Raw genomic sequence first — 12,565 nt, 5'->3', positions numbered from 1 at the left:
CCCCCTGGAGGAATCTTGTCCAGCCCCGGCAGCGGTGACCTGTCCGCCTTCATCGCCGGCCTTCCCAAGGCCGAACTCCACGTCCACCACGTCGGATCGGCCTCCCCCCGCATCGTGGCCGAGCTGGCCGCCCGGCACCCGAACCCGGCGGTGCCGGCCGACGAGGAGGCGCTCGCGGAGTTCTTCACCTTCAGTGACTTCGCCCACTTCATCGAGGTCTACCTGTCCGTGGTGGACCTGGTCCGCGACGCCGAGGACGTCCGGCTGCTGACCTACGAGGTCGCGCGGGACATGGCCCGCCAGAACATCCGCTACGCCGAGCTGACGGTCACCCCCTACAGCTCGACGCGGCGCGGCATACCCGAGCGCGCCTTCATGGAGGCGATCGAGGACGCCCGCCGGGCCGCGGCCGCCGAGCTGGGCGTGACCCTGCGGTGGTGCTTCGACATCCCCGGCGAGGCGGGCCTGGAGGCCGCCGAGGAGACCACCCGGCTGGCCTGCGAGCTGCGCCCGGAGGGGCTGGTCTCCTTCGGCCTGGGCGGCCCGGAGGCGGGGGTGCCGCGCCCGCAGTTCAAGCCGTACTTCGACCGCGCCATCGCCGAGGGCCTGCGCAGCGTCCCGCACGCGGGCGAGACCACCGGTCCCCGGACGGTCTGGGACGCCCTGGACTCCCTGCGCGCCGAGCGCATCGGCCACGGCACCAGTTCCGTGCGCGACCCGGAGCTGCTGGCGCACCTGGCCGAGCACCGCATCCCGCTGGAGGTCTGCCCGACGTCCAACGTCGCCACCCGCGCCGTGGCCTCGCTGGACGAGCACCCGATCGCGGAGATGGTCAAGGCGGGCGTGCTGGTCACGGTCAACAGCGACGACCCGCCGATGTTCGGCACCGACCTGTGCGCCGAGTACGGGATCGCCGCCCGGCTGCTGGGGCTGGACGCGGCCGGGGTGGCGGCGCTGGCGAAGAACGCCGTGACCGCCTCGTTCGCGCCCGAGCAGGTCAAGTCGTCCCTGCTGGCCGAGATCGACGCCTACCTGGCCTCCTGGCGGGGCTGACCGTGCCCGGCCGCGGGGGCGTCCTGGCCGTCGCGCACCGCGGCCACCCCTACCGCGAGCGCGAGAACACCCTGCCGTCGGTGCGGGCCGCGCTGGCGGCGGGCGCGGACGCGGTGGAGGTGGACGTGCGCCTGACCGCGGACGGCACCCCGGTGCTGCTCCACGACGCGACGCTGGAGCGGCTGTGGGGAGTGGGCCGTCCGCTGGCGGCGGTCCGCGACCGCGACCTGCCGGCGGGCGTGCCCGCCCTGGCCGACGCCCTGGCCGAGGCGGCGCCGGCGGCGGGGGCCCGGCTGCTGATCGACCTGCCGGACCCGGGCGCCGCGCCCGCGGCCGTGGCCGAGGTCCGCGCCGCGGGCGCGGCGGAGCGCGTGTACTGGTGCGGGGACCCGGCGGCCGTGCTCGCCGTCCGCGCGGCGGACCCCGGCGCGGAGACCGCGCTGACCTGGAAGCGCGCGGCCCCGGTGCGGCCCTCCCTGCTGGCCGCCCTCCGCCCCCGCTGGCTCAACTGCCGCTTCGGCCTGCTGGACGCCCCCCTGGTCGAGCGGGCCCGCCGCGACGGCCTGCTCGTCTCGTGCTGGACGGTGGACACCGGCGCCGCGATGCGCCGTCTGGCCGCGCTGGGCGCCGACTCGATCACCACCAACCGCGTCGACGTCCTGCGCCGCGTCCTGGACCGGCGCTGACGCACGGCGGCCCCCGCGCCCGGGAGGGGCGCGGGGGCCGGAGGGCGGCGGCGCGTCAGAGCGCCGTCATCACGTGCTTGACGCGGGTGTAGTCCTCCAGGCCGTACGCGGAGAGGTCCTTGCCGTAGCCGGACTTCTTGAAGCCGCCGTGCGGCATCTCGGCGACCAGCGGGATGTGGGTGTTGATCCACACGCAGCCGAAGTCGAGCGCCCTGGACATCCGCATCGCGCGGGCGTGGTCCTTGGTCCACACCGAGGACGCCAGGGCGTATTCGACGTCGTTGGACCAGGCCACCGCCTGGGCCTCGTCGGAGAACTTCTGCACGGTGATGACCGGGCCGAAGACCTCGTTCTGGACGATCTCATCGTCCTGCCTCAGTCCGGAGACGACGGTCGGGGCGAAGAAGTAGCCCTTGTCGCCGACGCGGTGGCCGCCGGTCTCGACCCGGGCGTGGTCGGGCAGCCGCTCGATGAAGCCGGTGACCTTCTCCAGGTGGGTGGGGTTGTTCAGCGGCCCGTAGAAGCAGTCCTCGTCCTCGAGGTCGCCGGTCCTGACCTCGGCGGCGGCCTTGGTGAGGGCCGCGACGAACTCGTCGTGGACCGACTCGTGGACCAGCACGCGGGTGGCCGCGGTGCAGTCCTGGCCGGCGTTGAAGAAGCCCGCGTCGCGGATGCCCTCGACGGCGGCCGGGATGTCGGCGTCCTCGAAGACCACGCAGGGGGCCTTGCCGCCCAGCTCCAGGTGGACCCGCTTGACGTCCTTGGCCGCGCTGCCGGCGACCTCCATGCCCGCGCGGACCGATCCGGTGATGGAGGCCATCGCCGGGGTGCGGTGCTCGACCATCAGCCGTCCGGTGTCGCGGTCGCCGCAGACGACGTTGAAGATCCCGGCGGGCAGGTCCAGCTCCCGGAGCACGCCGCCGATGATCTCGGCGAGCAGCACGGTGGAGGCCGGGGTGGTGTCCGACGGCTTGAGGACGACGGTGTTGCCCGCGGCCAGCGCCGGGGCGAACTTCCACACGGCCATCATCATCGGGTAGTTCCACGGCGCGACCTGGGCGCAGACGCCGACCGGCTCGCGCCGGACGAAGGACGTCATGCCCTCCATGTACTCGCCGGCGGACTTGCCCTCCAGCAGGCGGGCGGCGCCCGCGAAGAAGCGGATCTGGTCGAGCATCATCGGCAGCTCCTCCTGCCGGGTCAGCTCCAGCGGCTTGCCGGTGTTCTCGCACTCGGCCGCCAGCAGTTCGTCGGCGCGCTTCTCGACCGCCTCGGCGATCTTGAGGACGGCGACCTGGCGGGTGCCGGGGGTGGCGTCGCGCCAGGCGGGGAATGCGGCCTCGGCGGCGGCCATGGCGGCGTCGACGTCGGCGGCGGCGGACAGCGGCGCCGTCGCGTACACCTCGCCGGTCGCCGGGTTGACCACCTCGGTGGTGCGCCCGTCGGCGGCGTCCCGGAACTCCCCGTCGATGTAGTTGCGCAGCCGACGCAGTTCGGTGCCCATCTTCGCGCACTCCTGCTCTGTTGTCCGATAGATGAGACACCCACCCTAACCATCGGAGGGGCGTGTCCGACATACCCGCTCCCACACCCGCTCCCGCACCCGCACCCGGGGTGCCCCGGATCCGGCCGGCCCGCGTGCCCCGTCCCCGGCCGCCCCGGCCGCGGACCGGTGGGCCGTGCGGACGACCCGGGGCGCCTCCCGAAGGGCCGTTCGGTGGAAACTGGGCCGCGCCCGCGCCCGATGGCCCCCGCCTCCGCTCCCGCGGTCCGTACGGTGCCAGTGACCGATACCCCTGGCACTCGTTCACCCCGTCAGGGGAAGGCACGACCCGGAAGGCGAGCGGAGGTGCCCGTCGTGGTGGCTGCACCCGAGGACCTGCTCTGGGCACGCGGACTGCACCACGAGCACGAGGGTTCGCCCGCGCTGCTGGACGTGTGCGTCGGGGTCCGCGAGGGCGAGATCCTCTCCGTCACCGGTCCGCGCGGCTGCGGCAAGTCCACGCTGCTGGGCTGCCTGTCGGGGCGGCTGGTGCCCGCGCGGGGCGAGGTGTGGTTCGACGGCGTCCCGCTGCACACCCTGCCCGTCTCGGCCCGCGAGCGGCTGCGCCGCGACCGCTTCGGCTGGATCGGCAGCGAACCGCAGCTCCTGCCGGAGCTGACGGTGTGGGAGAACGCCGCGCTGCCGCTGCTGCTGTCCGGCACCGGGCGGCGCGAGGCGCGCCGCAGGGCGTGCGAGTGGCTGGAGCGGCTGGACGTCGGGGACCGCGCGCGCAGCCGGCCGGGCGCGCTGCTGCAGTCGCAGCGGCAGCGGGTGGCCATCGCCCGCGCGCTGGCGCACTCCCCCGCCGTGGTCTTCGCCGACGAGCCGACCGCGCCGCTGCACCAGGCCGACCGCGCCCAGGTGCTGCGCACCCTGACCACCGCGGCCCGCTCCCACCGGATCACGGTCGTCCTGGCCAGCCACGACGCCCAGGTGGCGCGTGTGGCGGACCGCGCGGTCACGCTCGTGGACGGCCGCCGGGTGGGCGCCGACGCCCCGCCGCCCACGGACATGCCCGTGAAGCCGGATCCGGGGGGCAGTCCGGAAGGCAGGGCAGCGTGCTCGCTCTCCGCCTAGTGCGCACCTTCCGCCCCTCGGCGCTGGCGCGGCGGATGCTGGTCGCCGGCGCCGCCGGGGCCGTGGGCTTCCTGCTGCTGAGCGCGCTGGGCTACGCCGTCGCCCACCCGGAGCGGCCCGGAGCGGCGGCGGCTCGGCTGCTGTGGTGCGCGGTGCCGCTGGCGGCCTGCGTGCACTTCGCCGTCGCCGCCGTCCGCAGCGACCCCGGCGTGCGCCCCCGGGCCGGTCTGGACGCGGTCGGCGTGGGGCCCGCGCGGCTGCCGCTGCTGGCCGCGGTGACCACGGGGCTGTACTGCGCGCTGGGGTGCGCGCTGGCCCTGCCGGCCTTCCTCCACCTGCGCGGCGGGCTCGGGGACGCGCTGAGCGGCGGACCGGGCGGCGGCCCGGCCGGCGGACTGGGCAGGCTCCTGGACGGCGTGCCGCTGGCCGGCGCCGCGGGCGAGCTGCTGGGCGCCGGGCAGCCGCTGCCGCGGGCCGCGGCGCTGACGCTGCTGGCGGTGCCGCCGCTGGCCGCGGCCGGGGCGAGCGCGGTGGCCACCGGGAGGCGCACGGCCGCCCTCGACCACCGCCCGGGCCTGCCCGCCGCCCTCCCCCACCGACCGCCGCCGGTGCCCACCGGGCTGCCCTGGGGTGTGGCGGTCACCGCGGCCGGGCTGGCGCTGGAGGCGTACGCCGCCGAGCGGCTCATCGCCTCCGCCGGTCCCCGGATGCCGCTGCCGGGCTCGCTGGACGGCCTGGGTCCGGGGGTCGTCGCCGGCTGGCTGCTGATCGCCCTGGGGCTGGTGCTGGCCGGTCCGGGCCTGGTCCACCTGTGCGGGCTGCTGCTGGCGGTCGGGCGGCCGGGGGTGCTGCGGCTGCTGTCGGGCCGGGTGCTGCGCGAGGAGGCGCCGCGGGTGGGCCATCCGGTGGGGCTGCTGTGCGCGGTGACGGCGGGGACGGTGGCGGCGGTCCGGCTGCACGGGTCGGGCGCGGTGTCCGGCGCCGCCGGCGCCGGGGAGCCGGCCGTGGGGCCGCTGGCCGCGCTGGGTGCGGCGGTGGTCGTGGTGTGCACGGTGGCGGGCGCGCTGAGCGCGGCGTCGGAGTTCCGCAGCGCCCGCGCGTCCGCCAACGACGGGCTGCGGCGGCTCGGCGTGCCGCGCGGGCTGCTGCGCGCCGCCGCGGCGCTGCGGGTGGCGGTCCTGCTGGGCGTGCTGGTGCCGCTGGCCTGGCTGGTGGCGGAGCTGGCCGCGATGCCGCTGGTGCGGTGAGGCGCGGTCCGCGCGCCGTCCGGCCCCCGCGGGCCGGGCGGTGGACGCCGGGGAGGCCGCCGGAGGGGCCGCCGTCGGCCTGACGCGCCGCCACGGGCGCGAGGCCCGCCCCGGCGGGACATCCGCCCGGCGGTCACGGCGCGGGGAGGACGACCACCTCGCCGGGGGCGAAGACGACGGAGACGGCCGTGCCCGGCTCGGGCGCCGTGTGCAGGGGGCAGGACGCCTCCAGGGCGGGGCCGCGTTCGGGGGCGAGCAGCAGCGAGACCTCCGAGGAGCCGCCGCCGCGCAGGGTGCGGGCGGTGACGGTGCAGGGCAGGCCCTCGTCCCCGGCGAGCCGTACTCCGGCGGGGCGCACCAGCAGGGTGCACGGCCCGTCCGGCGTGCCGGGCGGTACGGGCACCGCGCCCCAGGGGGTGTCCGCGGCGCCTCCGGTCTCCCCCGTGCCGCCGGTGTCCGCGCGTACGGTCGCCGCGGCGAGGTTGGTGAAGCCCAGGAAGCGGGCGACGAACTCCGAGGCGGGGCGGAGCCACACCTCCGCCGGGCTGCCGGTCTGGGCGATCCGCCCGGCCTCCATCACCACCACCCGGTCGGCGAGCGCGAAGGCCTCGCCCTGGTCGTGGGTGACGGCCAGCACGGTGGTGCCCAGGCGGCGGAAGAGCTGCCGCAGTTCGACCACGAGCCGCTCGCGCAGGGACCGGTCGAGCTGGCCGAGCGGCTCGTCCAGCATCAGCAGGCCGGGGCGGGGCGCGAGCGCGCGGGCGAGGGCGACGCGCTGCTGCTCGCCGCCCGAGAGGGCTGTGACGGCCCGCCGCTGCGCGCCGGGCAGGCCGACCAGGTCCAGGAGCTCGGCGACCCGGTCCTCGGTCCGTCCCCGCGGTTCGCCGCGCATGCGCGGTCCGAAGGCGACGTTGCCGCCGACGTCGCGGGTGGGGAAGAGCTGGTGGTCCTGGAACATCAGGCCCACCCCGCGCCGGTGCGGCGCCACCCCGCGCTGGTCGCGGCCGGCGAGCAGCACCCGCCCGGCGTCCGGCTCCGTCAGCCCGGCGACGACCCGCAGCAGCGTGGACTTGCCGCTGCCGGAGGGCCCGAGCACGCAGACGATCTCGTGTTCGGCGACGTCGAGGTCGACGGCGTCCAGGGCGGTGCGGTCGCCGAAGCGCACGGTGACCGCGTCCAGTCGCAGCGAGGCCATCCCTACAGCTCTCCCGATCGGTCGGTGCGGACGCCCTCCAGCGCCAGCAGGGTCGCCGCGCACACCAGCATCAGGACGGTGCTGAGCGCCATGGCCTGGCCGTAGCTGGCCTCGCCGGCCCGGCCGAGCAGGCGGGCGACGGCGACGGGCAGGGTGGGGGCGTCGGCCCGGGCGATGAAGACGGTGGCGCCGAACTCGCCCAGGGAGACGGCGAAGGCGAAGCCGGCGGCGACCAGCAGTGCCCGCCGCACCAGCGGCAGGTCCACCTCGCGCCACACGCGCGCGGGCGAGGCGCCCAGCACGGCGGCGGCCTCCCGTAGCCGGGTGTCGACGGCGCGCAGGACCGGCAGCAGGGTCCGCACCACGAAGGGGACGCCGACCAGGGCCTGGGCGAGCGGGACCAGGATCCACGACGAGCGCAGGTCCAGCGGAGGGGCGTCCAGGGCGATGAGGAACCCGAAGCCGACGGTGACCGCCGAGGTGCCCAGCGGCAGCATCAGCAGCGCGTCGAAGCCGCGCAGCAGTCTCCCGGCCCGGCCCCCCGGCCCGCGCAGGGTGAGGGCGACGGCGGCCGGGACGCCCACGGCCAGGGCGATGGCGGTGGCGGTGGCGGCGTAGGCCAGGGAGTTGCCGATCGCCTCCAGCGGGGCGACGGTGAAGGTGCCTCCGGCCGCGTCGGCCGAGGCCAGGGAGCGGTAGTGGTGCAGGCCGTAGCCGTCCGGGCCGCGCAGGGACCGTTCGACGAGCACGGCGAGCGGGGTGACGATCAGCACGGCGATCTGGAGCAGCACTCCCGCGAGCAGCGCCCGCCGGGCGGCCCCGCGCGGGCGGCGGGCGGTGCGGGCGGCGTCGACCAGGCCCAGGGGGACCCTGCGGCGGCGGACGACGGCGGCGTGGAAGGCCATCAGGGCGGCGACGGCGGCGAACTGCAGCAGGGTCAGGACGGCGGCCGTGGGCAGGTCCAGCAGCTGGGCGGTCTGCCGGTAGACCTCCACCTCCAGGGTGGCGTGGCGGGGTCCGCCGAGGATCTGGACGACGCCGAAGGAGGTGAAGGTGAACAGGAAGACCATCAGCGCGGCGGCGGCCACCGACGGGGCGAGCGCGGGGAGGGTCACGGTGCGCCAGGCGGCCCACCGGCTCGCGCCGAGCACCCGTGCCGCCTCCTCCTGGCGGGGGTCGAGCTGCGCCCACAGGCCGCCGACGATCCTCACGACCACGGCGTAGTTGAAGAAGACGTGGGCCAGCAGGATGGCGGTGACGCCGGTGTCCAGCCGCACCCCCCACCACTGGTCCAGCAGCCCGCCGCGGCCGAGCAGGGCCAGGAACGCGGAGCCGACGACGACGGTGGGCAGCACGAACGGCACGGTGACCACCGCCCGCAGCGCCCGCCTGCCGGGGAAGTCGCAGCGGGCCAGCACGTACGCGCCGGGCAGCGCCAGCAGCAGGGTGAGCGCGGTGGAGGCCGCCGCCTGCCACAGCGTGAACCACACCACGCCGGCGATGCCGGGGTCGGTGAGCACGCCGGCGATCCGGTCCAGGTGCCACCGCCCGCCGTCGTACAGGCCGCGGGCGGTGATCGCGGCGACGGGATAGGCGAAGAACAGCGCGAGGAACGCGGCCGGCACGGCCGTCAGCGCCAGCCGTGCCGCCGTTCCCGCGCGCGGGCCCGTCCTCACCTCACGACGGCCGAGGTCCACGCCTTGACCCATGCCTCGCGGTTGTCGGCGATCTTCCCGGGGGGCAGGGTGTGGGGGTCCTCGATGGTCTCGCCGTACCGGGTGAAGACCTCGGGCAGCCTGGCGTCCTCGCGGACGGGGTTGACGAACATCTGCAGCGGCATGTCCTCCTGGAAGGACCGGCCGGTCAGGAAGTCCAGCAGCGCCTTGCCGCCCTCGGGGTTGTCCGCGCCCTCCAGCAGCCCGGCGAACTCGATCTGGCGGAAGCAGGTGCCGGTGGCCACGCCGGTGGGGGCCTGCTCCGGTGCGGGGTCGGCGCCCAGGACCTCGGCGGGCGGGCTGGAGGCGTAGGAGACGACCAGCGGCCGGTCGCCCTTGCCCTTGCCGCCGGCGGAGCCGGAGAAGCGGTCGTAGTACGCCTGCTCCCAGCCGTCGACGACCTCGACGCCGTTGGCCTTCAGCTTCTCCCAGTACTCCTGCCAGCCGTCCTCGCCGTACTCGGCGACGGTGGCCAGCAGGAAGCCCAGGCCGGGCGAGGAGGTGGCGGCGTTCTCGGTGACCAGCAGGCCCTTGTAGGCGGGCTTGACCAGGTCGTCGAGGGTCTCGGGCGGGGTGATGCCGCGTTCGTCGAAGTAGGCGCGGTCGTAGTTGACGCAGACGTCGCCGGAGTCGACGGGGGTGACGCGGTGCTCCTCGGCGTCGAGCTGGTACCGCGCGGGTATCTTCGCCAGGCCCTCCGCCTCGTACGGCGTGAACAGGCCGTTGTCGAGGGCGCGGGAGAGCAGGGTGTTGTCGACGCCGAAGAGGACGTCGCCCTGCGGGTTGCCCTTGGAGAGGATCGCCTGGTTGAGGGCCGAGCCGGCGTCGCCGCCGCGCAGCACCTCCACCGTGTAGCCGGTCCGCTCGGTGAACTCCTCCAGCACGGCGTCGGAGGCCGCGAAGGAGTCGTGGCTGACGAGGGTGACCTTCTTGTCCCCCTTCCCCTCCTCCGCGCCGTCCCCGGAGGACCGCGGGCCGCCGCACGCGGCCAGGGCGGAGAGGGTGAGCGTGCCGAGGACGGCGACGCCGAGGGCGCGCCGGAGCTTGGTGTGCACTGTCGTCTGACTCCCTACGCCGGTACTAACCGGATCAGGTCCGAGGGTCTGCGGCTCCCCGGGCGGCCTCTCGGCCGGTCCGGCGACACCGCACTCTCAGCGCTGTGCGCGCTCCCCTGTCGGTTTCGCTGTTTCGATACTGTGTGCGACCGCTGAGGTCACCGCCACCGTACCAGTGACCCGCGCGCCCTCAGCGCTCGGTGGCGGCGAGCTGACCGCAGGCGCCGTCGATCTCCTGGCCGCGGGTGTCGCGGACGGTCACCGGCACGCCGTGCGCCTCCAGGCCGGCGACGAACGCGCGCTCGTCCTCGGGCCGGGAGGCGGTCCACTTGGAGCCGGGCGTGGGGTTGAGGGGGATGAGGTTGACGTGCACCCTCTTGCCCGCCAGCAGCCGGCCGAGGAGGTCGGCGCGCCACGCCTGGTCGTTGATGTCCCGGATGAGGGCGTACTCGATGGAGACGCGGCGGCCGGACTTCTCGGCGTACTCCCAGGCGGCGTCGAGGACCTCGCGGACCTTCCACCGGGTGTTGACGGGCACCAGGGTGTCGCGCAGCTCGTCGTCGGGCGCGTGCAGGGAGACCGCCAGCCGGCACTTGAGGCCCTCGTCGGCCAGGCGGTGGATCGCCGGGACCAGTCCGACGGTGGAGACGGTGATGCCGCGCTGGGACAGGCCCAGGCCGTCGGGCTCGGGGTCGGTGAGGCGGCGGATGGCGCCGACGACCCGCTTGTAGTTGGCCAGCGGCTCGCCCATGCCCATGAAGACGATGTTCGACAGCCGGGCCGGGCCCCCGGGGACCTCGCCGTCGCGCAGGGCGCGCATGCCCTCGACGATCTGGTGGACGATCTCGGCGGTGGACAGGTTGCGGTCCAGCCCGGCCTGCCCGGTGGCGCAGAAGGGGCAGTTCATGCCGCAGCCGGCCTGCGAGCTGACGCACATGGTGACCCGGTCCGGGTAGCGCATCAGCACGGACTCCACCAGCGTCCCGTCGTGCAACCGCCACAGCGTCTTGCGGGTGGTGTCGTCGTCGCAGCTGACGTGCCGCACCACGGTCATCAGCTCGGGCAGCAGCCCGCCGGCCAGCTTCTCGCGCGCGGCGGCCGGGATGTCGGTCCAGTCGGCGGGGTCGGCGGTGTACCGGGCGAAGTAGTGCCGGGACAGCTGCTGGGCGCGGAACGGCTTCTCGCCGATCGCGGCGACGGCCTCGCGCCGCTCGGCGGGGGTGAGGTCGGCGAGGTGCCGCGGCGGCCTGGCGGCCCCGCGCGGCGCGACAAAGGTAAGTTCTCCGGGTGCAGGCATAACCCCTCCAGTGTCGCAGATCAACTCCGACACCCCAGGCCAGAGCGGGGAGGCGGCCGTCACCCCCGGCCGCCCTCTGTCATCGTCGACCACCCTTGCACGGCCCACAGACGGCCCAGCCTGCGCCCGATACATCGAAAACGACAAGGATTCTTCGCGGCCACGGTGCAAGAATGACCGCTTGGAGGTGCCGCCATGGTCTTCGTCATCACCGACGACCCGGATTACACGTACATCGCCCCTTCCTTGGACACAAACGATGACCGATTTCCCGACGCCGAGCTAACCCCGGAAGACTACCTAGAATTCGCGATTCGGGATCTAAAAGAGGGCGGCAGGCGTGGACTGGTGAACTCATTCGGCAACAGTAAGCGCTGCATTCACCTGCTCGTCGATGAGCTTCTATGGCAATACGGGCTCTTAGCTCGAAACCAGAAAGTCGGATTCCCTGGACGGCTGGAACTCCTCGGAGATCTAGGAATCCTATCGGCCAAAATTCTTCGGCGGCTAAACGTACAGCGTAACGCGATGGAGCATGACTACGTCACCCCTTCCGAAGAGGTTACACAAGACGCCGTCGACGTAGCTGGCCTGCTTGTACTTGCGGCAAGCACCCTCCGCAGACGCGTTATCTGCGAAGCGGTCGTTGGAGAGGTTGACACAGGGCGGCACCTGCTGATGACCATCAATCGCAAGGAAGGTAATTCCGAGTTTCGGGAAATATCAACGGATCGCATCCATCAGGCGGATGGAGTTCCGTACGTCGAGTACATTCGGATGTCGGACGGAGGGTTGATGCCGGATGTATCTGTGTCCGATGAATGCATAAGGAAGGTGAGCCTAAAACTCTCTAACCGTGATGAATGGTGGCCGATCATGACGCTCGTAATTCATATACAACGCCCCTACTCCGACACGCCGAGCATTTCCGTCCCAATCACCGAAGAGATATACAAGAAGACACTCGCATGGGTAAACGGGCCGGGATAGGGCGGCGTAGCGACTTTGGGCGGGAGCTGCCTTGGGGCGAGAGATCGGGGGCCCGTACGCTGGCCCGCGAATCGGGCTGGCTCCTGGCCTGCCCGCAAGTGCCCGATCTGGGCCCCCGATCTTCGAGGCTCGCCCCAAGGTGGCTGCCTAAAGTCGTCGGAGCCGACCGCCCCAGCCACCGACCAGCCCTGACAGCAACCCGGGTGCGTGCTGCTGGTGCGTGGTCGGCGGGCGCCGGGGCGGAGCGGGACGAAGGCAGGAGCGCAGGCCCGGCGGGGAGCCGGGCCGCGCGCGGCGAGCGTAAGCGAGCCGCCTTGATGAAGTAGGGAAACTCTTACCGCACTGCTCGGCTCCTGGGCCTTGATGCCGAGCAGTACGGAGCGGGTTCGCCGCGCGCTGGACGGCGTCTTCGGCACGGCCCAGGAGCCCTGACGGCCCAGGGACGGCCCAGGGACGGCCCACAGGACACAAGACGGCCCCCTCTCGGCGGGGAAACCGCTGGTAGGGGGCTTCTCACTGCCCGGAGCAACCGAGTTCTCCGGGTGCAGGCACACCCCCTCCGGTGTCGCAGATCGACTGCGGCGCCCCGGCCGGAGCGGGGAGGCCGCGGCCGTACCCGGCCGTACCCCCTCGTCGTACGGCACTCCCCGCACGGCCGGGCGGCACCGCTTCCGGTACGCGTCCGGGGCCCGCCGCACCGGTGCGGC

Annotated in this window: 10 protein-coding genes and 1 riboswitch; of the genes, 5 read left to right on the top strand and 5 right to left on the bottom strand. The window is 74.2% G+C overall.

What is annotated here, in order from left to right; translation table 11 throughout:
• Nucleotides 1-15 precede the first annotated feature (15 nt).
• Both QC029_RS25005 and QC029_RS25000 read left to right on the top strand, forming a co-directional pair.
• Entirely contained in the window at nt 16-1,053 is a 1,038-nt protein-coding gene (locus QC029_RS25005) for an adenosine deaminase (RefSeq protein ID WP_279558047.1), read from the top strand.
• A gap of 2 nt (nt 1,054-1,055) precedes the next feature.
• Nucleotides 1,056-1,739, top strand: a complete 684-nt coding sequence (locus QC029_RS25000; protein ID WP_279558046.1) for a glycerophosphodiester phosphodiesterase — start codon at nt 1,056-1,058, stop codon at nt 1,737-1,739.
• Nucleotides 1,740-1,794: 55 nt separating this feature from the next.
• Here QC029_RS25000 and QC029_RS24995 read toward each other — a convergent pair whose 3' ends face one another.
• Complete coding sequence (locus QC029_RS24995; RefSeq protein WP_279558045.1) at nt 1,795-3,243, bottom strand: gamma-aminobutyraldehyde dehydrogenase; 1,449 nt, start codon at nt 3,241-3,243, stop codon at nt 1,795-1,797.
• A gap of 354 nt (nt 3,244-3,597) precedes the next feature.
• Between QC029_RS24995 and QC029_RS24990 the strand changes: the two genes are divergently transcribed.
• Both QC029_RS24990 and QC029_RS24985 read left to right on the top strand, forming a co-directional pair.
• Nucleotides 3,598-4,359 carry an ATP-binding cassette domain-containing protein gene (locus tag QC029_RS24990; RefSeq protein WP_279558044.1) on the top strand — a complete coding sequence of 254 codons (762 nt, stop codon included), beginning with the start codon at nt 3,598-3,600 and terminating at the stop codon, nt 4,357-4,359.
• On the top strand, nt 4,341-5,606 hold the full coding sequence (locus QC029_RS24985; RefSeq protein WP_279558043.1) for a hypothetical protein: 1,266 nt from the start codon (nt 4,341-4,343) through the stop codon (nt 5,604-5,606). The genes QC029_RS24990 and QC029_RS24985 overlap by 19 nt, the downstream gene beginning before the upstream one ends.
• Before the next feature lie 133 nt (nt 5,607-5,739).
• On the opposite strand, the gene QC029_RS24980 is transcribed toward QC029_RS24985, so the two are convergent.
• The 4 genes from QC029_RS24980 to rlmN all read right to left on the bottom strand — a co-directional run bounded on the left by QC029_RS24980 (nt 5,740) and on the right by rlmN (nt 10,868).
• Nucleotides 5,740-6,801: an ABC transporter ATP-binding protein gene (locus QC029_RS24980; protein WP_279558042.1), complete on the bottom strand. Its 1,062-nt coding sequence runs from the start codon at nt 6,799-6,801 to the stop codon at nt 5,740-5,742.
• Nucleotides 6,802-6,803: 2 nt separating this feature from the next.
• Nucleotides 6,804-8,510: an iron ABC transporter permease gene (locus tag QC029_RS24975; protein WP_279558041.1), complete on the bottom strand. Its 1,707-nt coding sequence runs from the start codon at nt 8,508-8,510 to the stop codon at nt 6,804-6,806.
• A complete protein-coding gene (locus QC029_RS24970) occupies nt 8,474-9,571 on the bottom strand; it encodes a thiamine ABC transporter substrate binding subunit (protein WP_279558040.1) in 1,098 nt (365 codons plus the stop codon). The genes QC029_RS24975 and QC029_RS24970 overlap by 37 nt, the downstream gene beginning before the upstream one ends.
• Nucleotides 9,566-9,699, bottom strand: a riboswitch (TPP riboswitch). Its footprint overlaps the gene before it by 6 nt.
• 62 nt (nt 9,700-9,761) lie before the next feature.
• Entirely contained in the window at nt 9,762-10,868 is a 1,107-nt protein-coding gene (gene rlmN / locus QC029_RS24965) for a 23S rRNA (adenine(2503)-C(2))-methyltransferase RlmN (protein ID WP_279558039.1), read from the bottom strand.
• Nucleotides 10,869-11,063: 195 nt separating this feature from the next.
• Here rlmN and QC029_RS24960 point away from each other — a divergent pair, with 195 nt between their 5' ends.
• Nucleotides 11,064-11,858, top strand: coding sequence for a hypothetical protein (locus QC029_RS24960; RefSeq protein ID WP_279558038.1), 795 nt, complete (start codon nt 11,064-11,066; stop codon nt 11,856-11,858).
• Nucleotides 11,859-12,565: the final 707 nt, after the last annotated feature.

The organism is Streptomyces sp. DH37, from assembly GCF_029813835.1.
Taxonomy (GTDB): Bacteria; Actinomycetota; Actinomycetes; order Streptomycetales; family Streptomycetaceae; genus Streptomyces.
Note: the sequence above shows the minus strand (reverse complement) of the source record. Positions and strands in the feature narration are given on the sequence as shown.